This window comes from Arthrobacter sp. UYP4 (assembly GCF_057291175.1).
Genome location: NZ_JBXAVU010000001.1, coordinates 1,049,761 through 1,073,496, shown reverse-complemented (window position 1 = coordinate 1,073,496; position 23,736 = coordinate 1,049,761). Strand labels below are relative to the sequence as shown.

Genomic DNA, 23,736 nt, shown 5'->3' with positions numbered 1-23,736 from the left:
ACTGGGTAAACAAGGGGTTTTACCGTCCTAATTGATCGGATGGGTGAGTGGTTTGTCACAGCACCGCCGCCTTTCGTCGGCCAGGAGGGCGCCCGGCCCGTCGGGTAGGGTTCGAGAGTGGCCACAGACCCAGCCCCGCATTCCTCGAACCGACCTCGCGGCGTCGTCCTGATCGCCGCCGTCCTGGTCCTCGAGGCGGTAGCGCTCGTGGTCCTCGCCGTCGGTTCTCTCGGGACGGTCTTCGCGGCCGATCCGGTGTCCGTGGGAGGCTCGGTCTTCCTGGCCGTCCTGCTGCTGCTGGTCGCCGCGGCTCTGGCCGTGATGGCCCGCAAACTCGTCGCCGGCTTCCGGTGGCCCCGGTCCCCGTCGCTCGTCGTCCAGCTGTTCCTGGTGATCCTCGCCTTCCCCTTCTTCTCCTCCGGGAACCCGGTGATCGGGCTCGCACTCATGGTCCCCGCCGCCGCCGTCATCGTGACCCTGTTCTCGAAGCCGGTCGTCGGTTTCACGGCGCGGCCCGCGGGGGACGGGCGGATTCTGTAGGCCTGCTCGGAGGCGGGGGACCGGGTGTCCACCGTGTGGCGGCGCAGGCGACCTGGACCTCGACGGCTCCCGCCGGATCGCAGGCGTATCCCCGTCCGGGTACGGGTGGCGTGTCCAGGTCGAAGCGGGCCCCGAAGAAGTCGCCGTCGCCCGACGATCTCGGCGCCAGGACGAAGCCCCGGCCGGTGCTGCGCGCCTGGAGCGAGAGCGGCACACGCGCCATCAGCGTGGGCCCGGGTGCCGCGGACAGGACGGCCGCGGCACCGCGGGCGACGAACTCCGAGAGCACCTGGTGCACATCGGCCGGAAGGGTGTCCGCGTCGTCGACCACCAGGATGCAATGCTCCGGCCGGCAGGCAGTGGAGCCGGGGTCCGCGATGCCCCGCCAGAACTGTGCGGCTCCGATGCCCGGCGGTGGTGCCACCGGGACGCGGTGGGATCCGCTGGACGCCGAGGCCGCGGAGAGCACCTCCAGGGCATTCGTGCGCCCGGAGGATGCACGCCCCAGCACCAGGTACGCCTCGCCCGGGTCCAGGGGGACGAAGTAGGGGTGCAGGTCATCGCCGGAGACTCCCAGCAGGAGGTCGTGCCGTCCGCCTGCATCCCCGTCGGTCCGGCGGACGAGTGCCTCGAGCATGACGGTCCGCGGCAGCGGATGGACGGGGAACGGGCGGCGGGCAGGCGGGCGGGAAGCGTGACCGGTGGGGGAGGGCCCGAGCGCCAGCTGGCATGCTGCATCCCCCCAGCTGCCCGTGATGCGTCCCTGGGCGAGCCCGCGACCCGTCACCGCATCGAGCGCCGGCATCGTCGGCCAGGTCAGCGTGGTCTCGGCGTGCGCGCCGAGGGGCAGGTAGACGCGGTTCGGCAGCAGGGCGAAGAACCGCGACGTGGTCAGGTCACGATCCCCGGTGACGAGCACGGCCACCCCGATCCTGCTGCCGTCCCGCGCGATGGTCAGGAGGTCCTCCTCCGCCCGCGCGGAACGACCGGCGCGGAACTGGCTGCTCCACCGGCCCCATCCGGTGATGGCGAGGACGATCCGCGGGAGGTCCTCCGGCGGCTCGACGCGCAGTGCGGCGAGCCGCTCGAGCACCCGGGCGGCTCGCCGCGTCTCGTGCGACGGCACATGGGCGCCGACCTGGGGCAGGAGCGCGGAACTCGACAGGCTCCCGTCACCGTCGAGCAGGTACAGGTGGAGATCAGGGTCCGCGTCCAGCAGGGATGCCACCGCTCCTCCGAGAGCCTCCGTCCCACCGCTGCCGGGCAGGCCGACCAGCGCCAGGTGCGAATGGTCCGCCGGCCGCCACTGCAGGAGCCGCTGTGCCTGGTGGTCGGGGAGATCGGCGATGCCGAGCAACGCACCCGTTGCGGACGCCGCTTCCCGTGACGGGTCGGCCGGCAGGAGGGCGGTGCACGCGGCCGGTCCGACGGAGGTCGGCAGCGGAGGCAGGACCGGCGGAGCCGGACGCCCGGCTGCCATGCCGGCTGCGGCTTCGGCGAGCGCCGCCGCCGCGCGCTCGAGGACACCGCGATCCTGACCCGATCCAGGGGCGGCGCGTCCCGTCCTGGTCGGTCGCCGATCGGAGGGTGGCTCCCGTCCGCTGCACGCGGCAGGACGTTCCGCCGGTTCTTCGCGTGCGCCGCCGCCGAGGTAGGTGACCAGGTCCTGCCACCCGGAGGAGAGGTCTGCCGCGGCGGCGCTTGAGCAGGATGACACCTGGAAGGCGACCGGCGGCTCCGCCCCCCTGCGCAGGAAAGCCCTGCCGGGGGTGCCGACGGGCAGATCGGCTGCCACCCCGGATCCGAGCAGCTCCTGCGACTCCATGGCCGTCTGGACCCTCAGCAGCACTGTCGAGGTGAGGTTCGCCCGCATGTCCGGCGGAACCGCGCCCTGCACCCGCTGTGTCGCGAGGACGAGGTGGACGCCCAGGGAGCGGCCGAGCGCGGCGAGCTTCAGGAGGTCGGCACCGGCCGAGGGGACGTCGTCGCTCAGCATCCGGAACTCGTCGATCACGACGACCAGGCGTGGCGGACACGAGGACGGCGACACCGCGCGTAGTCCGTCCAGGTCGGAGGAGGCGTGGTCGGCACACAGGCGTTCACGGCGTCCCAGCTCGGCGCGCAGCGAGGTGAGGGCCCGAGCCGTCGACTCGACGGACAGGTCTGTCAGGCTACCCACGCAGTGGGGGAGCGCTGCGAGCGGACCCAGGGCTGCGCCGCCCTTGTAGTCGATCAGCAGCAGTGCCAGCTGCCGGGGCGGCTGGTCCATCGCGAGTCCCAGCACCAGGGTCCTCAGGAACTCCGACTTCCCGGAGCCGGTGGTGCCGGCGACCAGGAGGTGCGGGCCGTCCTCGACCAGGTCGACGAGGACGGGGCCGGTCGCCGACGCGCCGACGTGGGCGACCGGTCGTCCGGCGTCGGCCGTGGGCCAGCGGCGTCGTGCAGTGCGGACGATGCTGTCCGGGGTCGGCTGCCCGTCCCAGAAGGAGACGGACCGTGGGACCGTGCTGCGGACCGCCCGGACACCGGGCCGGCCGACGGCCGCGGATCCTGCTCCGTCCGCTGCCGCCCGTGCCAGTGCCCGTGCCGTCCGCTCGAAGGACTGCGCGGAAACGCCGTCCGGCACCATGTCGTATTCGCATCCGCCGATGGACGCCCGGGCAGTTCCCGCACCGATGGTCAGGTGCCCATCCGGCGGTGCCGCCTCCGCGGCAGCGCCCCGGGCAGCGAACCACACCAGGGGCAGCCCGGTGAGCCCCGGGAGGGCGGGCAGGTCGTCGGAGAACTGGAGGACCAGCCGGACCCCGTGCTCGCGGAGGAGCGAGGCGAGCGTGACGGGATCCCTGGTGACGCGGACGTTCGGGAGGAAGCGGGCCGCCTGCGGAAGATCCGGGACCGATCCCCAGCAGATGATGGGCGCGTCGCCGGACCCCGGATGGGCCACCTGCAGGAGCACGGCGCGGGCCAGGGCCTGCACGGCCCCGTCCTCGCCCGTGATGGTGACCCGCCGGCTGCCGGTGGCATCCGTCCGTACCGGGCACGGCAGGTGGAGCGCAAGTCCGGGAAGGATGGGCGGGATGAAGGGCGCACCGGTCGGCCCGCTCGCGAGGCGGGCAGGCTGATCCGCCGTGCCGAGCCTCAGCAGGAGCGGGTCCCGTGCAGGCGACCGTGACCGCGGTGGAGGTCCAGGTCGCCGATGCAGCGCCCGCAGGGCGTCCAGGGCCGTCTGGCCGGGTTCGGGGACAGCGCGGGTACGCCTGTCGCGGTCCCGTTCCGCGGCGGCTCGCACGGCGCGCATGAAATCCCGGGACTGGCGGCGGTACGCGAGCAGGGGCACGAGGCCGGTACCGGCGGACAGGGCGCTGAAGGCGAGGAAGAACCACATCCCGGTGGCCAGGGCCAGGACGACACCGAGGACGAGCGGTAGCAGCGCGGTGAGGACCATGGTGCGGGATGGCCGGCGGGGGACGTCCTGTCCGACGGCCAGGGGCTCGAGGATGTCCCGCGCCGGTCCGGGCACCCACCCCGCACCGTCCATGAGCTCGATCCGGCACCGGCTCGCGCCGAACCGGAGCCCGGCGGAGACGGTGATGCCGGCGCCGATGATCCGCTCGTCATCGACGAACGTCCCGTTCGCCGACCCCAGGTCCTCGAGCAGGATGGAGTCCGCCGTGACGGTGAGGAGGGCATGCCGCCTGGAGAGGGACGGATCGGCGATGACGATGTCGCTGCCCGCACGTCCGATCGTGTAGCCGCCCCGCGTGAGCGGAATCACCTGCCCGGCGTCGGGACCCGCGCACACCACGAAGACGAGGTGGGGGACGTGCGGCGGTCCGGGTGCTCGCCCGAGCGGCCCTGCCACGATGATCGCCCCGTCGACGAGGGCTCCGCTGTGTGGCACCAGTGTGTTCAGGGGCCGGCCGTCCACGGAGAACGGTCCGCTGTAGCCGGCCGCCTCGAGCTGGTCGGCGAGCGCGCTGCCGGTCCCCAGCACCTCCGGGTCCACGACGATCTCCCGCGTGGGAGAGCTGTGCGGGGGACTGCTCGCGAGGGTGACGTGCAGGTCCATGGGGCCTCCTGGGACGACGGGTGCCTCCGAGGCTAGGATCGGTCCGGGTGCGCGTCGGGCCGGCAGGGTGCGTTGTGGACAAGGCCCGGGGCGTCATCGGGGCAGGCCGGGTGCCGTCGGCGCCGAAAGCCGGGGGCGCCTGCCGGGATCGTGGAGGTCCTCCCGGTACAATCGTTCATCGTGCCTACCCTGAAAGCCCGCCATGGCAGTCGTTGACGTCAGTCCTGCTGCCCTCTCCCGCAGTGGGAGACGCAGCAGCGATCGGGGTTTCCGCCCCGAAGTGCAGGGCCTGCGGGCCCTGGCCGTCCTAATGGTCGTGTCCTACCACGTCTGGTTCGGCCGCGTGTCGGGCGGCGTGGACGTCTTCCTCCTGATCTCGGCCTTCCTGCTGGCCCTGTCGTTCCTCCGCAAGGTGGAGTCGGGGAAGCCGCTGGACCTGGTCCGGCACTGGCTTCACCAGTTCAAGCGGCTGCTGCCGGCCGTCGTCGTCGTCATCGTGGGTGTCCTCGGGGCGAGCTACGTGCTGGTCCCGCCGTCGCGCTGGCCGGGGATCATCGAGCAGGCGTGGGCCTCCCTGTTCTACGCGCAGAACTGGGTACTCGCGTCCGACGCGGTCGACTACTACGCGGAGGACCACAGCCTCGCGAGCCCCCTGCAGCACTTCTGGTCGCTCTCGGTCCAGGGCCAGGTGTTCATCCTGTGGCCCCTGCTGTTCCTGGCCAGCTCCGTGCTGGCGCGGCGATACCGGCTGAAGTTCCGCGGTGTCGTCCTGCTGGTGTTCGGGGCCCTGTTCGTGGCATCGCTCGCGTTCTCGGTCTGGGAGACCTACACGAACCAGGCCTACGCCTATTTCGACACGCGGGCGCGTCTGTGGGAGTTCGCCTTCGGCACCCTGCTCGCCCTGGCCCTGCCCTTCATCCGCCTGCCGCGCGCCCTGCGCATCGGAGCAGGGTGGGCCGGCGTCGCGGCGATGCTCAGCGGCGGGTTCCTCCTCGACGTCCAGGGCCAGTTCCCGGGATACGTGGCACTGTGGCCCCTGGTGGCCGCAGCCCTCGTGATCGTGGCCGGACAGACGGACAGCCCGGTGGGAGCAGACCGCTTCCTCTCCTCGAAACCCCTGGTCCGCGTGGGTGATCTGTCCTACGCGCTGTACCTGTGGCACTGGCCGGTCCTCGTGCTGGCCCTCGTCTGGCAGGACAGGACGTCACCCGGCGTGCTCGGTGGGTTCCTGGTCATCGCGGTGTCCCTGGTGCTGGCCTATGCCACGATGCGTTTCGTCGAACGGCCGATGCGGGCACTGGCGTGGGCGGACAGGCGACGCCGTCGCGCGGTGATGGTGCTGGTCGTCAGCGTGGCGCTCGTCGCGGCACCGCTGACCCTCTGGCAGCAGGCGATCACGCAGCAGGCCCGGGAGATCGCCGCGAATGCCGACACGAACAACCCGGGTGCGCTGGTGCTGGACCCGCTCCTGAACCTGTCCGCTCCCGAGAACGTGCCACCCATCCCCGCGACCACCGAGCTGAGCAAGGAGTACTTCCAGCTCGACAGGTTCTGCGACGGGGAGGACGAACCCGACGACGAACTGCTGCGGAAGAACTGCAACGTCATCATGCCGCCGTCAGCGCCGGTGCTCGACATCGTCGTCGTGGGCGACTCGCATTCCCAGCAGTGGTCCGTCCCGCTGGCCCAGATGGCCCAGGAGCGGGGATGGAAGATGACCTTCGTGCTCCTCGGAGGCTGCAAGTACGGTGCGGGCCCGGAGGGACGCACGCCCGAATGCGAGCAGTGGAATGCAGCGGTCACCGACTATGTGCTCGACCAGTCACCCGACCTCGTCTACACGGTCGGGACCGTCGCGCGCAGTGACGACCCCCAGGACGTCCTGCCGGCGGGTTTCGCGCAGACCGCGAGGATGCTCGACGACAACGGCATCCAGGTGGTGGCCGTCCGTGACAACCCGCGATTCACGACCGACAGGGTCCTGTGCGTCGAATCGCAGGGGGCGGAGAGCCCGGACTGCAATCCTGCCCGCACCGCGACCCTCAGCGATCGGCCCCCGGTCGACGAGCTGCTCGAGCAGGCTCCGGACGTCGCATTCCTCGACTTCACCGACTACCTGTGCCGGGCCGAGGACTGCCCGGCCGTCGTGGGCAACATCTTCGTGTACATCGACGAGAACCACGTCAGCGCCACCTACCTCAGATCCCTGACGCCGATCTTCGCCCAGAGGTTCGACGAGGCAGTCCAGCTGTAGGCCGGTCGCAGGTCCGGTGGCCGTGCAGGCGCACGCCCACCGACTCCCATCGTTGGAAGGTCCGTGGCTCCCGTCGGGTAGCCTTGAACGGGCATGTCCGTTGTTCGAATCAACCCAGGAGCATTTGTGAACGTTGACCTCGTTGTCGTTGGATCGGGCTTTTTCGGCCTGACCATAGCTGAACGGGCGGCCACCCAGCTCGGCCTCAAAGTCGCCGTGCTCGACCGGCGTCACCACATCGGTGGCAATGCCTACAGTGAGAACGAGGCCCGGACCGGGATCGAGGTGCACCGCTACGGCGCCCACCTGTTCCACACCTCGAACGAGCGGGTGTGGGACTACGTCCACAACTTCACCGAGTTCACGAACTACGTGCACAAGGTCTACACCCGCCACAAGGGCGAGGTGTATCCCATGCCGATCAACCTCGGCACGATCAACCAGTTCTTCCGCTCGGCGCTCGGCCCCACCGAGGCACGCGCCCTCATCCAGGAGCAGGCCGGAGAACTCGCCGGGACGGATCCGCAGAACCTGAACGACAAGGGCATCCAGCTGATCGGGCGCCCCCTCTACGAGGCGTTCATCAAGTACTACACGGGCAAGCAGTGGCAGACCGATCCCAAGGACCTCCCGGCCGAGATCATCTCCCGCCTCCCGGTGCGGTACACCTACGACAACCGGTACTTCAACGACAAGTACGAGGGCCTGCCGGTCAACGGCTACACCGCCTGGATCGAGCGAATGGCGGACCACCCCAACATCGACGTCCACCTGAACACGGACTTCTTCGACGAGGGCCACGAGTACTCCCGCTCGACGACCCTCGGCCAGGTGCCCGTCGTCTACACCGGACCCGTCGACCGGTACTTCGACTTCGCCGAAGGCGACCTGTCCTGGCGCACCATCGACCTCGAGGAGGAAGTCCTCCCGATGGAGGACTTCCAGGGCTGCTCGGTGATGAACTACCCCGACGAGGACGCCGCCTTCACCCGCATCCACGAGTTCCGCCACTTCCATCCGGAACGGGACTACACCAAGGACGCGACGGTCATCATGCGCGAGTACTCCCGGTTCGCGGAGAAGGGCGACGAGCCCTACTACCCGATCAACACGACCGACGACCGGGCGAAGCTCCTCGCCTACCGCGACCTGGCGAAGGGCGAGAAGTCGGTCCTGTTCGGCGGCCGGCTCGGGACCTACAAGTACCTCGACATGCACATGGCCATCGGATCCGCCCTGAGCATGTTCGACAACAAGGTCACCCCCCACTTCACCAGCGGGCAGGCATTCGAGAGTGGCGGAGTCGACGCGTGACCATCGGAGCGACCCAGGACAGCAGCAGCAGGACGGGATCCGGCAGCGCCGTGCTCCAGGTGGTCCATAAGGTCGTCCTCCCGGTCGAGGGCGACACCGACGTCCTTCCCCTGTACGTGGACTTCAGCCCCGCGCGACGGATCGTCGACCCCTCGCGCCGGGCGATCCGGCAGGGGGCGCCGAAGACGGCAGCCACGCCTCCCACCCTGAGCCACCAGCGGTCCGACTTCATCGTCGGTCGATCGAGCCTCAAGCTGCCGGCCCACCAGCGGGTCTCCCTCGGGACCTACTTCAACGCCTTCCCGGCCAGTTACTGGCGCCGTCACACCCCGGTACGCTCCGTCCGCCTGCGGGTCGAGGTGGGCGTCGAGGACGGCGCGGAGGCGTCGGTCATCGTGTACCGGTCCAGTCCCCGCGGCACGTCGAACAGGGTCGACAGCGCGACGACGACGGGGAACGGCGAGCTGGTCTTCGATCTGCCGCTGACGGCATTCGTCGACGGCGGCTGGTACTGGTTCGACCTCGTCGCGCACGACAAGGAGGTGCTGCTCACCCGGGCCGACTGGTCCGTGCCCGCCGCGTCGGCGCGCAGCCACGGGTCCCTGTCCATCGCCGTGACGACCTTCAACCGCCCCGAGTACGCGGTACGGCACATGACGACGCTCGCGGACGATGCCGACCTGCTCGAGGTCCTGGACCGCCTGATCATCGTCGACCAGGGGAACGACCGGGTCGCGGACCAGGACGGCTACGCGTCGGCAGCCGCACGGCTGGGCGAGAGGTTCCGCCTCGTCGAGCAGGCGAATCTCGGAGGGTCGGGCGGTTTCGCGCGGGGGATGGAGGAAGCGCTGCGGGCGGACGACAGCGGCTATGTCCTGCTGCTCGACGACGACGTGAGCATCGAGACCGAGGGCATCCTCCGCGCCCTGCACTTCGCGAACTTCACCACCGACCCCACCATTGTGGGCGGCCACATGTTCAACCTCTACGAGAGGTCGGTCCTGCACACCTTCGGCGAGCAGGTGGACCGACGGAGGTTCTTCTGGGGACCCGCGGCGAAGAGTCTCGAGGGCCACGATTTCGCCGAGCGCAATCTGAGGATGACGCCCTGGATGCACCGCCGGGTGGACGTCGACTACAACGGCTGGTGGATGTGCCTGATCCCGCTGGAGATCGTCCGCGAGATCGGGCTCGCCCTGCCCGTGTTCATCAAATGGGACGATGCGGAGTACGGGGTCCGGGCGCAGAAGGCCGGCTTCTCCACGGTGACCCTGCCGGGTGCAGCGGTCTGGCACATGCCCTGGACGGAGAAGGACGACACGATCGACTGGCAGGCGTACTACCACCAGCGCAACCGGTGGGTCGCGGCGCTCAGCCACTCACCCTTCGATCGCGGGGGCCGGATGCCCTTCGAGAGCTTCGCACTCGACGTACGGCATCTCCTCTCGATGCAGTATTCCGCCGTCGCCGTCCGCGTCAAGGCGCTCGACGACGTCCTCGAGGGACCGGGACATCTCCATGCGACCCTGGGCGAGCGGCTGCAGTGGGTCCGGACGACCCGTCGCGACTTCACGGATGCGCGCGTGCTGCCGAACATCTCGGACTTCCCCGAGGTCCGGGAACGGAACAGCCACCAGAACATCCAGGAGCCCGCGACGGTCCTCGAATCCCTGGTACGTGCAGCTCTCGCCATGGCGTCCCAGCCGCGGCGGGTGTCCGCCGACGCCGCGGAGCGCCCCACCGTCGAGGTGCCGGCCATGGATGCGCGGTGGTGGCGCCTCACCCGCTTCGATTCCGCGCTGGTCACCGCGTCGGACGGGACGGGAGCGTCGTGGTACCGCCGCGACCGGAAGATGTTCTTCTCCCTCCTCGGCCAGACCGTGTCACGGCACTGGAGGCTCGTGAGCAGCTGGCCCGAACTGAGGGGACAGTATCGGGAAGCCCTGCCCGGGTTCACCAGCCGCCAGGCGTGGAACGAGACCTTCCGGCGGTTCTCGAAGGAGACCGAGGGAGACACGGCAGATTGAGCAGCGGCATGCGAGGATCCGCAGCAGGTCCGCCGAGTGCCATGCAGACACCCGGTGCCGGTGGCGGGCTCACCGCCGTCCTCCGGAATCGGTTCCTGCTGCGCCTGCTGGTCCGCAAGGAGATCCGGGTCCGCTACCGTGGATCGGTGCTCGGCCTCCTCTGGTCGTACCTGAAGCCGCTCCTGCAGTTCTCCGTCTACTACGTCGCCCTCGGCATCTTCCTGAATCTGCAGGGCACGACGGAGAACTACGCCGTCTACCTCTTCTCCGGGATCGTGCTCATCAACTTCTTCACGGAGGCTTTCGGCAACGCGACGCGGTCGATCGTCGAGAACCGTGACCTCATCAAGAAGATCTACCTCCCTCGGGAACTGTTCCCCATGTCGGCGGTCTGGGTCTCGGCCGTCCACTTCTTCCCTCAGGTGCTCGTCCTCGGAGGTGCGTGCCTGATCGTCGGCTGGCGTCCGGACGTCCTGCAGCTGTTCCTGGTGCTCGTCGGGTTCCTCATCGTTGCCTGTCTCGCCACCGGACTCGGGTTGCTGTTCGGGGCCGTCAACGTCTACTTCCGCGACGCCGAGAACCTCGTCGACATGATCCTCATGGTCGTCACCTGGGCGTCCCCGGTCCTCTACAGCTGGAACCTGGTCAGCGACGCCCTCGGCCCGTGGTTCTTCCTCTACCAGTTGAATCCCATGACCGTGGCGGTGGAGCTGTTCCACTACGGGTTCTGGGTCCCCACGCTGGACGCCGCATCGGCCGGCCCTGCGCTGATGCCGGAGATCCTCGCCGTATGGGTGCCCACGGCCGCGGTCGTGTCGGTGCTGATCCTCCTCCTCGGCCAATTCGTCTTCCGGCGCCTGTCGGCCAACTTCGCCCAGGAGCTCTGAGAATGCCTACCGATGCGATCGTCGCCACCGGACTCCAGAAACGCTTCGTCCTGCGCCACACCCGATCGCTGAAGGAGGCATTCGTCTGGTTCGTCCGCGGGCGGCACGGTGATCTCGTGCAGAAGTTCAACGCGCTCGACGACATCAGTTTCACCGTGCGGAGCGGTGAGACGGTCGCGCTGCTGGGGCTGAACGGGTCGGGCAAGTCGACCCTCCTCAAACTGATCTCCGGGGTGCTGCAGCCGGACGCCGGGGTGATCCGCACGAGGGGCCACCTCGCGGGGCTGATCGAGGTCGGGGCCGGTTTCCACCACGACCTCAGCGGCCGGGAGAACGTGTATCTCAACGGCGCCATCCTCGGCATGTCCCAGCGGGACATCGAGGAACGGTTCGCCTCCATCGTCGAGTTCGCCGAGATCGGTGAGTTCATCGACACCGAGGTCAAGTTCTACTCGTCCGGCATGTACCTCCGGCTCGCGTTCTCGATCGCCGTCCACACCGATCCAGACATCTTCCTGGTCGACGAGATCCTCGCCGTCGGGGACGAGCCCTTCCAGCGGAAGTGCCTGGCGAAGATCCGGGAGCTGGCGGCGGCGGGCAAGACCCTCATCGTCGTCAGTCACGACCTCGACCTGGTGTCGAGCGTCTGCGAACGCGGGATCCTCCTGGAGAACGGCCGGCTGGTGAAGGACGGCGAGGTGTCATCCGTCGTCTCGGAGCTGAGACAACGCGCGAGGGACCACTAGGAGGTCCCCACCAGACGGCGTCCGCCGTCGGGCACCTCGGGAATCGCCGGGACTGCCAGGATTCACGAGAGGAAGATCTGTGAGAGACGAGAGCGCCCGCAAGGCATCTCCTGCGATGAGCCGTCGGACCGTCATGCTGGGGATGCTGGGGTTGCCGTTCGTCGTCAGTGCGTGCACCGGCGCCGGCGAGGAACCGGGGAGCGACGCGGGTGCCTTCCCGGTCGACATCGCCCACCGGTTCGGGACCACCACCGTCCGGAAGCAGCCCCTGCGCATCGCGACCTTCGGCTTCGCCGCCGCGGACGTCTGCCTGGCGCTCGGGATCGCACCGGTCGGCATGCCGGGATCGAACGCCACACCGTGGTACAACCTCCGGCGCATCGCCGAGGAGACGCTGATGCCGGTCCTCTACGCGGACGAGCTCGACCTCTCCCTCGCCGCGATCGAGGAGCTCGAGCCCGACCTGATCTTCACCCTCGGCGCCGACATCACGCGGGCCCAGTACGATCAGCTCTCGGAGATCGCCCCGGTCGTCCACGGCACGACGGCGGGGAAGCCCACCTGGCGTGAGACGGTCGACGTCGTCGCGCGGGCGATCGGACGTGCCGACGAGGGCGCCGACCTCGTCCGGGACACGGAGCGGACGATCCCGGCGTCGGTCTCCGATTACCCTGATCTGGCAGGGGTCTCCGTCCTGGTCGTCGAGGCCTTTCCCGTGGCCGGAGCCGATCTCGCCGTCTACGGTGAGGCGTCCGGCCCTGCGAACCTCCTCGGCGAATTCGGCCTGACGCCGGCACCACTTCCGGCCGGCATCGAGAACGCCGGCGAGGTCGAGGACGACGTGTTCGGTCGTGTCGGGCAGCTCCGCTGGCCACGCGCGCAGGCGGAGGAACTCCGGGCGGAGGTCCTGGTCCTCGTCGCGGAACGACAGCGGTCCCAGGAACTGGCCGACGAGCTGGGCCCCGATCTCGACGAGGCGACCCAGGTCGTCATCGCACCGAAGGACGAGATGGGTGCGGCCATGATCATGGAGTCACCCCTCAGCATCGAGTGGCTGGCCCGGAACTTCATCCCGGTCCTGGCGGAGGCAGCCTTCAACGCGCAGCAGTAGGCCTGCACCGCCGGGAGTCCGGCGACAACGTCGGCCGGACGACGGCGCCGGCTCCCGTCCGGAGACGGGGGAGGAGCGGCCCGAGGCGGCCGGCCCTGCTCGGTCTCAGGGCTCTTCGCACACATCCACGCGATAGAGGCGGGCGTCGCCTTCCTCCGCGACCAGTGAGATACCGGGAGCGCTCTGATCCGCGAGGGCGCGGAAACCGATGTAGGGCTCGTCCCCGGGTACGACTTCCTTGTCACCGAAGTCGAGGGCCCAGAACGCCCGTTCGTCCGTGATGGCCTCGCACACGGAGGGGTTGTAGCCTGCTTCGTCCCAGTGGTCGAGCAGCGTCTGCTCGGTGTCCGTGCGGTCACCGAAGATGTGGGGTGCCACGGTCTGCCGGTCAGCGACCGCATAGACGAGCGACGCCCCGGTGCGGGGATTGCCGACCACCACGTCGCCTGCCGGCACGAGATCGGGGACGCGTTCCAGGAGGGCGAGCTCGTCCGTGGTCAGGAGCGGGGACTCCTCCTCGAGCGCGAAGACCTCCCCCATGCGGATCTGGACCCCGGCCAGGGTGCCTCCCTGCGTCCCCACCCCGAGCAGGAGGACGACGGCCGCTGCGGTGATCGGATGACCGGTGAGCCGGGGGATCGCCTGGCGGACCCGACGCGCGGCCGGGAGGCGCCGTCGGGCGCCGATGCTGTGGTCGGCCGGCGCCAGCTGCGTGCCGAGCACGCGCAGCCGGCCCGTCACCCACTCGGCACCGAGGACGCTCAGGGGGAGCGTGACGACGGGAAGGAGGGCCGCGAGGCGGAAGCTGTCGTTGTACCAGACCCCCGTGAGGAAGGTGCGGAACCAGCCGAGGTTCCAGCTCGAGACGACCATGTACAGCACGCCGGCGATGACGAACATCATGAGGACCCACCACAGGTCCCGGAACTGCCGGGCCGCGACGTAGATCCCGGCGACCGTCAGGACCAGGAGGATCCAGGCCGTGGTCGCTCCCATCGGCGCACTTCCGAGGATCTCGCCGATCGCGCGGGCATTGGTCTGGAACGGCGTCCACGGCGCGAAGGCCAGGGACGGCCGGACCTTCAGCCAGGCGACGAGCGTGACGCCTGCGTAGAGGACGAAGACGACGCCCCACAGCACGGGGCGTGCGTGCCGGTCCGCCCCGCCGTGGCGGAACCGGAACTCCCGCACGGCTCGTCCTGCGACCACGGGACCCGCGAACGCCAGGAGGGCGAGCAGCGTGCTGGGATGGGCGAGCGCGAGTCCGGGCAGTACCGCGGCGGTGAGCAGCCCTGCGGAGATGGAGAGCGTCCGGCGACGCTCCGGCGTCATCCCGAGGGCTTCGACGACCAGGCCCAGGGCAGCGGGCAGCAGGGCGATGGCGGCGTGGTTCGGGTAGAGGACCCCGAACGCGACCATCAGGTAGGGGAACCCGCTCATCCCCGCGCACAGGACACCGGCCGCGAGCAGGGGGATGGCCCGATAGCCGATGACCCGGCTGATCAGGAACACGCAGGAGAGCGGCCACACGACGGCACCCAGGAGGATGGTGCCCACGTTGACAGCGACGGGCACGGAGACGCCCGTCATCATGACGACGAGTGCCATGAGGTCGTGCATGGCTGCGGGATAGAAGGCCTGGGAGGCTTCCGTCAGGTTCCCCAGGGTCAGCGCGGAGCCGTTCTGCGTCTCCGCGATGTGCTTGACCGCGTTGAGGTGGTAGACGTTGTCGAAGGTCTGCGAGAAGTTCTCGGGGGAGCCGAAGCCTGCGATGTAGCGGGACCCGATGATGATCGCCGGGAAGGCGACGGCGACCGGGACCAGCAGTCTCCGGACCCAGGTGGGAAGCCCGTTGCCGTCCATCGGCCGGTTGTCCACCAGCTCGACGTCCCCGAAGCGGCGGACGGAGCGGAGGCCGGCGGACCCGTTCCGTCCGAGCAGCCGTCGGGCGAGCAGCACCACCGCCGCCAGGCCCAGGGAGAAGAGGAGATAGGACACCGGAGTGAACCCGACGCCGAGATAGGGCAGCACGACGGCGAGGCACGAACCGATCGACATGGAGATCGGGGCCGACAGGGCGACGAGGGCGACCCGCCGGACACCGGCGGCTGCGAGGACGACAAGCCCCGGCCCGAAGAAAACGAGTACCGCGCCAGCGAAGGCAGGGGCTGTAGCCCACCAGCTCATATGGTCAATCTCCTCGTCGTATTTCTGAGGTCCACGTTCCGAGGACACAGTGCTGGCCCTGTAAGAAGATGGTCACCCTCCGTGGCTCTCCGGAGCCAGGACGCCCGGTGGCCTGCTTGAGACGCGACAGACCACGGTCGGCGGCTCTCGAGCGCTCAGCACCGAGGTCGCGACGCCTATTGCTATGATTGCACACCATGGGTAAGAGACCGCCTTCCGGCATCCTGATCGTCATGCCTGCCTGGAATGAAGCAGAGGCGATCGGTGACACCATCAGGGACATCAAGCGGGTGGAACCCGGAATGGACATCCTCGTGGTCGATGACGGATCACGGGACGACACGGCGAGGATCGCAGAAGAGGCCGGGGCCGTCGTCCTGAGGCTCCCCTTCAACCTCGGAGTCGGCGGCGCCATGCGCACCGGTTTCAAGTACGCGCTCCGCAACGGCTACTCGGGTGTGATCCAGGTCGATTCGGACGGACAGCACATGCCGGAGGACATCGCGAAGGTCCTCCAGGGGCTCGAGAGAGCCGACATCTCGATCGGCGCGAGGTTCGCCGGCAAGGGGGAGTACCAGGCCAAGGGGCCGCGCCGCTGGGCGATGTCGCTCCTCGCCAGGGTCATCTCGCGCGTCGCCGGTACCAGGCTGACCGACGTCACCTCCGGTTTCCGCGCCGTGAACCGGCGGGGACTGCACCAGTACATCGAGCACTTCCCGGCGGAGTACCTCGGAGACACGATCGATTCGCTCGTCGTTGCCCTGAAGTCGGGCTGTACCGTGACACAGGTGCCCGTCGAGATGCGCGTGCGCCAGGCCGGTACTCCCAGCCAGAGCCCGTGGAAAGCATCCATCTACCTCGCGCGGTCGGGCCTGGTCCTGTGCTTCGCCCTCGCCCGCAGAAGAACCCCGCGTGACTACCAAGCTCCCTCGACCGGGGACATAGCAGGAGAAGGACCCGTACCAGCATGAGCGTGGCATTCTCACTCTTCTCCTCGATCCTGATCGTCGCCGTCGTCCTCGTGATGCTGCGCAACGGGAAACTGCGCGAGAAGTACGCGATCCTCTGGCTCGTCATCGGCACCCTGACGATCGTCCTGGCGCTGTTCCCCAGCCTCCTGGAATTCGCCGCCGACGCGGTCGGCGTGATCGTGCCGTCCAACCTGCTCTTCGCGCTGTCCATCCTCCTGCTCGTGGGCGTCTCCCTGCACGTGTCCCGCGAGCTGACGATCCTCGAGGACGAGACGCGGATCCTCGCCGAAGAGGTATCGATCCTCCGGGCGGCAGTCGAGCGGCTGAACAACCCGAAAGCCACCCCTGTCCCCCGGCACGGGGCCGAGAACCCGATGAACTTTGACCAGCAGAGGAAAGATTGATGACTATAGACGTGATGTTCCCCTATTACGGGGACGTGGCGATGATGAAGGCGGCCGTACAGTCCGTCCTCGACCAGGACCACCGGGACTTCGTGCTGACCATCGTGGATGACGGGTTCCCCGACGATTCACTGCCGGCCTACTTCAAGGACCTGACGGACTCGGACGACCGCGTCCGGTACTTCAGGAACGAGGTGAACCTCGGCGCGAATGCGAACTACCGGAAATGCCTGTCCCTGATCGAGCACGACTACGTCGTGATCATGGGCGCGGACGACCTGATGCTCCCGAACTACCTCTCGGTGGTGCACGAGGGTTTCTCGCGCCAGTCCGTGGACATCATCCAGCCGGGCGTCGAGGTGATCGACGAGAACGGGACCGTCTACCAGCCGGTCGGTGACCGCGTGAAGAGCTACCTCCGGCGCCGGCTCGTGGGGGAGAGCGCGAGCGCGGTCGTGGCAGGGGAACCGCTGGCAGCGAGCCTCCTCACGGGTGACTGGCTGTACTTCCCGTCCCTCGCCTGGCGGTCCGAGGCCATCACGCGCCACAGCTTCAGGGAGCAGTACGACGTCGTCCAGGATCTCGCCCTTGCGACCGACATCATCATGTCGGGCGGGAAGATGCTCGTCCTGGCGGAGACCTGCTTCCAGTACAGGCGCCACCGCGAGTCCGATTCGTCCGTGCGTGCACTCGACGGCCGGCGCTTCGCCGAGGAGCGTGCCTTCTTCGACGAGTGCGTGAAGGACTTCCAGCGGCTCGGCTGGAACCGCGCCGCCACGGCCGCGAGCCGTCACGCGTCGTCGCGGCTCCACGCCCTCACCCTCCTGCCGCAGGTGGCCCGGCGCCGGATGTGGGGTGGCATGCGCAAGCTGACCGCCCACGCCCTCACCAGATAGCGATGCCCAGCGGGTCCGCATCACCGCAGCCTGCGCAGGCCCGCCCGACCGTCTCCGGCACGTGGTACCTCGTCGGGTCGCTGCTCCAGGGGCTGGGGTTGCTGCTCATCCAGCCCTTCGCGATCCGGATCCTCGACGACCGGCAGTGGGGGATCGTCTCCACGTCGGTGGTGACGATCCAGGTGCTGGTCGTCCTGATCTCGGCGGGCCTTCCGCTGGCGATCACGAACATCTGGTTCGCCCGGGAGCGGGGACAGGACCGGTCCCGGGCCATGTACGGCTTCATGGCCGTCGCCTCCGCCGCCCTGGCTGCCGTCGTCGTGCTCTGCCTCCTCGGCCTCGGTGCCCTGGGTGCGACTGGTGCCGCCTCGAGCACGGTGCTCTCGGTGATCAGCGTCGGGGTGCTCGGTTCCGTGCTGGGCGCGCAGGCTGTGCTCAGGGCACAGAACAGGCCCGGGCGTTTCGTGCTCCTGAGCATCGGCTCGTCCGTCCTGGCGAACCTGCTGGGCCTCGTGGGCCTGATCCTCATCGCGCCCACCGCGGAGGTCTATCTGGGCGCCTACACCCTCGCGGTCGTCGTCACGGGTGCCGCTGCGCTCGTCCTGGCACGGCCGCGCCTGCCGTGGCGAGTCGCCGGTTCGAGCGGTGAATCGGTCCGGATCGCGGTGCCGCTGCTGCCGCACACGGGTGCGCTCATGCTGCTCACGCAGGGGTCCGTGCTGATCCTGGCGTTCGCCGCCACCGTGGAGGCGGCAGGCCGGTTCGGAGCCGTCCTCATCTTCGCGTTGGGGCCGATCACGATCCTGAACGCGCTGAACAACGCGTGGTCGACGCGCATGATGTCCGCCGGCAGCGGCGGACTGGTCGACGTGACCCGGCGCGTGTCCATCGAGGCCGTGGCCTGGTCGGTGGGGGTGGGGCTGCTCGCCTCGTCCGGAGCGGCAGTGGGGTCGTCGATCCTGTCGACCGAGCCCGAGCTGGTCTGGCCGATCGCGGTCACCCTCCCGCTGGTGTCCACCGGGTACGCGCTGTTCCTCGTGACCTCCAACCTGCTGTACATCGCCAACGGGACCAGGCGCCTCGCTGTCGTGACGCCCGGCATCCTGGTGGTCATCGCGCTCCTCGCCTACTGGCCCGCGTCGCAGGCCGACGTCGTGGTGGTCGCAATGGCCCAGGTGCTCGGGTTCGTGTGCCTGGGCCTGCTGACGTACGGGATCGTCCGAGGGACACCCGCGGGCAGGAGCGTGCCCCTTCCGCTCTTCCTCGGCGGTATCGGAGGCCAGGTGATCGTCGTGCTCCTGCTCGGTCTCGTCCCGTTCAGCTTTCCGGCCGGCATCCTCGAGGTGGCCGTCGTCGGTGCCCTCCTGGCGGCGCTGTTCCTCCTGCGGTCCCGGCGGAACCCGGACCGGACGCCGTCGGGCTCCTGACCCGGCGCAACCCCTCAGGACCGGACGCCGCCGGGATCCTGACGGCGCCGTTGCTCCTCCGGTCAGGCGGCACGCCTCAGGACCCGGCCGCTCCGAACCGTTCGGCGAACTCCGGGATCAGCGAACGGATGTAGCTCCGCGCCACGTGGTCCTTGTCGAAGTAGACATGGAGGCCGCCGATGGCCGCGTAGCACGTGTCGTCGGGGCAGAACCGGTCGGAGAGGTCGAGGACACGGACGTTCGCCTGCTCGAGCGAGCGGGCTGCCTCTGCGGCCGGATCGTCCGGCAGGGCGCGCGTCTTCTCGTTCGCGCAGTCGAGCGGTGATTCCTCGTTGCGGGCCAGGCACTCCGGCGTCGAGCGCTCCAGGGTCAGGGGGGTGTCCCTGATGACGTAGACCTCAGTGCCCTGGGCAGCCCAGGGGCCCACCCGGTCCGCGAAGGCGTCCCGGTACTGGTCCGCCTGCGCGCGGCCGGTGCCGTCCTCGATCTCCTCACCGACGGAGAACGAGGAGAGGAACACGAGGTCCGGCGACGTGGCGAGGACACGATCGGAGACGGCGGCACTCCATTGCAGGCACCGACGCTGCACCTCGGTGTCGGTCTCGGCTCCCATGAATGCGGCGCGCTTCACGTCGAGGTACGGGCAACCGCCGACGAGGCTGATGTTGACCGTCCAGTTGTTCTCGCGGGCGAGGGGGAGTATCGCCGCCTTCCACTGCTCCGCATGGGAATCGCCGATCAGCCAGACGGTCTCGTGATCCTCCTGTCCGTCCGAGAAGTCGCACAGCGTCAGGAGCTTCTGGTCGCCCACGACGATCGGATCGGGAGCTGTGCCGCATTGCGCGTCGTCGAACCAGGGAGCTTCTCCGTCGCCGACGTTCGTCACCTCGGGGGGCCCGAAGGGATCCTGGCACGCGGTGGCGGACAGGCTCTTCGCGCCGAAGCATTCGCCTCCGGACAGGGCGTCGAGGCGCTCTGCTTCCGCTGCCTGGGTGACGCTGGCGGCGACGATCGATGCGGCGCAGATCGCCGTGACCGTCAGTGACGCGACCAACGTGACACCGAGGATCTTCCGCGGTGACGCCTGTGGCAGCAGGCGGGATCGTCCCGGGTCCTCGACGTACTTCTTCGTCAGTCCGGCCAGGACCAGGGACAGCAGGAGCGCCCCGAGGAGGTCGAGGGTACCCAGCGGACGGTCGATGATCGACGGCAGCAGGATGATGACGGGCCAGTGCCAGAGATAGAGGGAGTAGGAGATGTTCCCCAGCGTCTGGACGGCGGAGACGCCCAGCAGGGTGTTGGGTGACCAGAGCGGGGACTGCGGGCCCGAGGCGATGACCAGCGCCGTACCGACCACGGGTACAGCCGCGAGGTATCCCGGGAAGTAGGTCGACTCGTCGAAGACCAGCGCGGACGCGACGATGAGACCCAGCCCCGCCCACTGGGCGAGACCTGCGAGCCGGATGCGTGCCGGATACCGGGGGTCGCCGAACCAGGCGGAGGAGGTGGCGGCGATGAGACCGCCGACGGCGAACTCCCACACCCGGGTGGGCGTCACGAAGTATGCTTCGCTCCTGCTGGTGTAGGTGAGGAAGATCGAGAACGCGAACGAGGCCGCGCCGATTGCAGCGAGTACGGTCAGCAGGAAAGCCCGCGGGGATCGAAGCCTGGCCGCCAGGAGGTACACGCCGAGGAGGAGGAGCGGCCAGACCAGGTAGAACTGCTCCTCGACGGACAGCGACCAGTAGTGCTGGACGGTGGATGCCTGGTTGTTCTGCGCCGAATAGTCCACGGACTGCGCTGCGAGGGACCAGTTCTCCACGTAGAGGGTGGCGGCGATGGTCTCCCGTCCGATGGACAGCAGCCTGTCGGCGGGCAGGTAGACCGTTGCCACCAGGAGGGACAGCAGGGCCACGACCAGTGCGGCGGGCAGCAACCGCTTCGCCCGCCGCGCATAGAACTGCCCCAGGCGGATCCGGTTCGTCCGCCCGAGTTCACCGAGCAGGTGCTTGGTGATCAGATAGCCGGAGATGACGAAGAAGACGTCGACGCCGACATACCCGCCGGCGATGAGGCCCGGCCAGAGGTGGTTCGCGACGACGAGGGCAACGGCCAGCGCGCGGAGTGCCTGGATGTCGCGCCGCTGCGGGTTGCCGGGCCGAGCGCGTCTCGTCGGCCCGGCTATGGCAGCCTGGTCAATCAAACATTCTCCTAGTATTCGGGTTCATCGTCCACGGACGTCGGTGTACGAGTGCGATCTCATGATAGCCTTCCCCGCTTCCCGGTCCGCCCACCGGGGTGGGGTGGGTCAGGTTCGTTTGACGCCGGTGGTGGAGGTCCAGGTGAGGGTTCCGCGTTGGAAGCTCTGGGTGCATTTGGTGCGGGTGGGGCAGGTCTGGTTGGTGGTGGGGTAGCCGAGGGTTCCGTTCTCGGCGCCGGCCTTGCGGTAGGTGGTGCGGATGGGGCCGTTGGCGGTGATCCTGGCTCCGGTCTTGGAGCTCCAGAGGATCTCGCCGTTCTGGAAGGACTGGTAGCAGCCGTTGTCGCGCAGGCCGCAGATCTCGGCGGTCAGGGGGTAGCCCAGGGCGCTGTTCTCTGCGCCGGCCTTGCGGTAGGCGTTGCGGATGGAGCCGGAGGTGCTGAGCGTGGTTCCGGTGCTCGGGCTCCAGTAGATGTCGCCCCGCTGGAAGGACTGGTAGCAGCCGCCGTCGCGCAGGCCGCAGATCTCGGCGGTGACGGGGAAGCCCAGCTGGCCGTTCTCCGCTCCGAGGGATCGGTAGAGGTCGCGGATGCCGCCGGTCCTGCTGATGTTGGCTCCGGAGTCGCTGGACCAGAGGATCTCGCCGCCCTGGAAGGACTGGTAGCAGCCCTTNTCGCGGATGCCGCAGACCTGGGCGTTCACGGGGTAGCCCAGGAGGCTGTTCTCTGCTCCTGCCTTACGGTAGGCGGTGCGGATGGGGCTGTTGGAGATGATCTGCGCGCCGGTGGCGGGCGACCACATGATCTCGCCCGATGCGAAGGACTGGTAGCAGCCGCCGTTGCGCAGGCCGCAGGTCTCCTCGCCGGCGGGGAATCCGAGGGCGCTGTTCTCGGCGCCCGCGGCGCGGTAGGCGTTACGGATCCCGCCGGTCCTGGTGATGTGTGCTCCGGTCTCGGTGGAGGAGAGGATCTCCCCGTTCTGGTACGTCTGGTAGCACCCGCCGAGCTTGAGTCCGCAGATCTCCGCGCTGGTGGGGTAGCCCAGGATGCCGTTCTCCGCGCGTGCTGCCCGGTACGCGGTGCGGATCGGGCTGGCCTTGGAGATCTGGGCGCCCGTGGCCGAGGACCAGAGGATTTCTCCGTTCTGGAAGGCCTGGTAGCAGCCGCCGGCTTTGAGCCCGCAGGCCTCCGCGGCGAGGGGGAAGCCCAGTGCTCCGTTCTCGGCGCCGGCAGCACGGTACGCGGTGCGGATCACGCCGGCCTTGCTGATCGCGGCTCCGGAGGCCTTGGACCAGAACACCTCGCCCTTCTGGAAGGACTGGTAGCACCCGTTGTCGCGGATCCCGCAGACCTGTGCCGCGGTGGGGTAGCCCAGGGTTCCGCCTTCGCCGCCGGCTGCCAGCCATGCGGTGCGCAGCGGCCCGTTCAGGGAGATGACAGCACCCGTTGCACTGGACCAGATGACCGCGCCATTGGCGAACCCCTGGTAGCACCCTCCACCGGTCAGATCACACACGACACCGGAGCGCACCTCCCCGAGCCCGGACGAGGACGCGACAACCGCCGAGATAGCCGCCGCCGCCGGCGACGGAGTCGAATTCACGTCGTTCCTGGCGAATGCCTGCAGGCTCGCCAGGGTCCCGTTCCACTGGTTCCAGTCACCGATGACCGGCCCGCTGTCCGTGTACTGCCACACGTCCTGCTTCGCCCAGCCGCTGGGCATGGTGCCGGGGGTGGTCGTACCGTAGCGCGCCACGTGGAGCGCATGGTCACCGAACGCGGTGGAGTTGCCGGTGCACTGGTTCCACCAGCTGGCCGCCGTGTAGATCATCGGCTTCCTGCCGGTCAAGGCCTGCATCTGCCGGGAGAAGTCCGCGATCCAGGCGACCATCTGCGAGGGCGTCATGTTGTAGCAGGTATTGCCCAGCGACGGGTAGGGATTGAATTCGACGTCGAGGAGTGGGGGGAGGGTCTTGCCGTCCGCACTCCAGCCTCCGCCGTTCCGGACGAAGAACGTCGCCTGCGCCGAGCCCGAGGACAGGTTGGGCAGGGCGAAGTGGTAGGCACCCCGGTACATACCCGCTGCTGCTGCGCCCGCGTACTGGTCCGAGAAATACGGATTGACGTAGTCGTTGTTCTCCGTCGCTTTGACGTAGGCGAAGCGGGCACCGTAGCCGGCGGCCGCCGACCAGGCGACGGACCGACCCTGGTGGCTGCTGACATCGACGCCCAGGACCCCGCCGGGGTTCCAGTAGTTCGTCGCCGCCGAGCCCTGCTCCGAGGAATCCTCGGCAGCGCCCCCGCCATTCAGGAAACCCTCCCGCGATTCCGCTGCGCGGGGGATCTGGGGATCGCCCGACTCGGCGATCCGCGCGAGTCCCTGCCCCATGGACGCGTTCCTCACCTCGGGTGGCGCCACGGCGGCCGCACCCTGCTGCTCCGCCCCCTCGACCTCTGGGGGGAGGACACCTTCTGCGGAAGGGGTCGTCGCCCCGTCCGTCGGTGTCCCACCGACGGACGGGGGAACCTCGACTGTGGGTGGGGGAGTGACCAGCGGTGCTACGTCGCCGATCTCGCTCGCAAGGGCAGGAGACACCGATGCCGGCGCCAGAGGACTGACGAGGATCGCTGCGAGCAGCAGGGCGAGTCGGGCCGATGTGGAAGTTCGCTTGGTTATCACTGTGAAATCACCTATTTGTTCGGG

The 23,736-nt window shown here is 68.9% G+C and carries 15 protein-coding genes; 11 read left to right on the top strand and 4 right to left on the bottom strand.

What is annotated here, in order from left to right:
* The first annotated feature begins 117 nt into the window (after positions 1-117).
* Positions 118-540: a hypothetical protein gene (locus AC0Z9V_RS05020; protein WP_133080925.1), complete on the top strand. Its 423-nt coding sequence runs from the start codon at positions 118-120 to the stop codon at positions 538-540.
* Here AC0Z9V_RS05020 and AC0Z9V_RS05015 read toward each other — a convergent pair.
* Positions 503-4,609, bottom strand: a complete 4,107-nt coding sequence (locus AC0Z9V_RS05015) for an FtsK/SpoIIIE domain-containing protein (RefSeq protein ID WP_485140904.1) — start codon at positions 4,607-4,609, stop codon at positions 503-505. The two genes, AC0Z9V_RS05020 and AC0Z9V_RS05015, sit on opposite strands and share 38 nt — an antisense overlap.
* A 202-nt stretch (positions 4,610-4,811) precedes the next feature.
* Here AC0Z9V_RS05015 and AC0Z9V_RS05010 point away from each other — a divergent pair, with 202 nt between their 5' ends.
* From AC0Z9V_RS05010 to AC0Z9V_RS04985, 6 genes are all read left to right on the top strand, one after another.
* Positions 4,812-6,863 carry an acyltransferase family protein gene (locus tag AC0Z9V_RS05010; RefSeq protein WP_485140903.1) on the top strand — a complete coding sequence of 684 codons (2,052 nt, stop codon included), beginning with the start codon at positions 4,812-4,814 and terminating at the stop codon, positions 6,861-6,863.
* Positions 6,864-6,989: 126 nt separating this feature from the next.
* Positions 6,990-8,177, top strand: coding sequence for a UDP-galactopyranose mutase (gene glf, locus AC0Z9V_RS05005; RefSeq protein WP_208741551.1), 1,188 nt, complete (start codon positions 6,990-6,992; stop codon positions 8,175-8,177).
* Positions 8,174-10,204 (top strand): glycosyltransferase, encoded by a 2,031-nt coding sequence (locus AC0Z9V_RS05000; protein WP_485140902.1) that lies wholly within the window; start codon positions 8,174-8,176, stop codon positions 10,202-10,204. The genes glf and AC0Z9V_RS05000 overlap by 4 nt, the downstream gene beginning before the upstream one ends.
* A 41-nt stretch (positions 10,205-10,245) precedes the next feature.
* Positions 10,246-11,091 (top strand): ABC transporter permease, encoded by an 846-nt coding sequence (locus AC0Z9V_RS04995; RefSeq protein ID WP_485140901.1) that lies wholly within the window; start codon positions 10,246-10,248, stop codon positions 11,089-11,091.
* A gap of 2 nt (positions 11,092-11,093) precedes the next feature.
* Positions 11,094-11,837, top strand: a complete 744-nt coding sequence (locus AC0Z9V_RS04990; protein ID WP_133080919.1) for an ABC transporter ATP-binding protein — start codon at positions 11,094-11,096, stop codon at positions 11,835-11,837.
* Between the two features lie 79 nt (positions 11,838-11,916).
* Positions 11,917-12,948 carry an ABC transporter substrate-binding protein gene (locus tag AC0Z9V_RS04985; RefSeq protein ID WP_485140900.1) on the top strand — a complete coding sequence of 344 codons (1,032 nt, stop codon included), beginning with the start codon at positions 11,917-11,919 and terminating at the stop codon, positions 12,946-12,948.
* 105 nt (positions 12,949-13,053) lie between these two features.
* On the opposite strand, the gene AC0Z9V_RS04980 is transcribed toward AC0Z9V_RS04985, so the two are convergent.
* Positions 13,054-15,135, bottom strand: coding sequence for a DUF6541 family protein (locus AC0Z9V_RS04980; RefSeq protein WP_459267002.1), 2,082 nt, complete (start codon positions 15,133-15,135; stop codon positions 13,054-13,056).
* A gap of 197 nt (positions 15,136-15,332) precedes the next feature.
* Between AC0Z9V_RS04980 and AC0Z9V_RS04975 the strand changes: the two genes are divergently transcribed.
* From AC0Z9V_RS04975 to AC0Z9V_RS04960, 4 genes are read left to right on the top strand one after another with little or no spacing between them, the layout of a single operon-like run.
* Complete coding sequence (locus AC0Z9V_RS04975; protein ID WP_244186040.1) at positions 15,333-16,106, top strand: glycosyltransferase family 2 protein; 774 nt, start codon at positions 15,333-15,335, stop codon at positions 16,104-16,106.
* Complete coding sequence (locus tag AC0Z9V_RS04970; protein WP_133080916.1) at positions 16,103-16,510, top strand: DUF2304 domain-containing protein; 408 nt, start codon at positions 16,103-16,105, stop codon at positions 16,508-16,510. The genes AC0Z9V_RS04975 and AC0Z9V_RS04970 overlap by 4 nt, the downstream gene beginning before the upstream one ends.
* Entirely contained in the window at positions 16,510-17,406 is an 897-nt protein-coding gene (locus AC0Z9V_RS04965; protein ID WP_485140899.1) for a glycosyltransferase family 2 protein, read from the top strand. Before AC0Z9V_RS04970 ends, AC0Z9V_RS04965 begins: the two co-directional genes overlap by 1 nt.
* 2 nt (positions 17,407-17,408) lie before the next feature.
* Positions 17,409-18,833 carry a lipopolysaccharide biosynthesis protein gene (locus AC0Z9V_RS04960; protein WP_485140898.1) on the top strand — a complete coding sequence of 475 codons (1,425 nt, stop codon included), beginning with the start codon at positions 17,409-17,411 and terminating at the stop codon, positions 18,831-18,833.
* 76 nt (positions 18,834-18,909) lie between these two features.
* On the opposite strand, the gene AC0Z9V_RS04955 is transcribed toward AC0Z9V_RS04960, so the two are convergent.
* Complete coding sequence (locus AC0Z9V_RS04955) at positions 18,910-21,036, bottom strand: acyltransferase family protein (protein ID WP_485140897.1); 2,127 nt, start codon at positions 21,034-21,036, stop codon at positions 18,910-18,912.
* A gap of 105 nt (positions 21,037-21,141) precedes the next feature.
* Positions 21,142-23,421 (bottom strand): GH25 family lysozyme, encoded by a 2,280-nt coding sequence (locus AC0Z9V_RS04950; protein ID WP_485140896.1) that lies wholly within the window; start codon positions 23,419-23,421, stop codon positions 21,142-21,144.
* Positions 23,422-23,736: the final 315 nt, after the last annotated feature.

Excerpts from the sequence above, each read along its gene's own strand:
- AC0Z9V_RS05015 (WP_485140904.1), bottom strand. The coding sequence starts at position 4,609 with ATGGACCTGCACGTCACCCTCGCGAGCAGTCCCCCGCACAGCTCTCCC.
- AC0Z9V_RS05010 (WP_485140903.1), top strand. The coding sequence starts at position 4,812 with ATGGCAGTCGTTGACGTCAGTCCTGCTGCCCTCTCCCGCAGTGGGAGA.
- AC0Z9V_RS04995 (WP_485140901.1), top strand. The coding sequence starts at position 10,246 with ATGCAGACACCCGGTGCCGGTGGCGGGCTCACCGCCGTCCTCCGGAAT.
- AC0Z9V_RS04990 (WP_133080919.1), top strand. The coding sequence starts at position 11,094 with ATGCCTACCGATGCGATCGTCGCCACCGGACTCCAGAAACGCTTCGTC.
- AC0Z9V_RS04980 (WP_459267002.1), bottom strand. The coding sequence starts at position 15,135 with ATGAGCTGGTGGGCTACAGCCCCTGCCTTCGCTGGCGCGGTACTCGTT.
- AC0Z9V_RS04975 (WP_244186040.1), top strand. The coding sequence starts at position 15,333 with ATGGGTAAGAGACCGCCTTCCGGCATCCTGATCGTCATGCCTGCCTGG.
- AC0Z9V_RS04970 (WP_133080916.1), top strand. The coding sequence starts at position 16,103 with ATGAGCGTGGCATTCTCACTCTTCTCCTCGATCCTGATCGTCGCCGTC.
- AC0Z9V_RS04965 (WP_485140899.1), top strand. The coding sequence starts at position 16,510 with ATGACTATAGACGTGATGTTCCCCTATTACGGGGACGTGGCGATGATG.
- AC0Z9V_RS04960 (WP_485140898.1), top strand. The coding sequence starts at position 17,409 with ATGCCCAGCGGGTCCGCATCACCGCAGCCTGCGCAGGCCCGCCCGACC.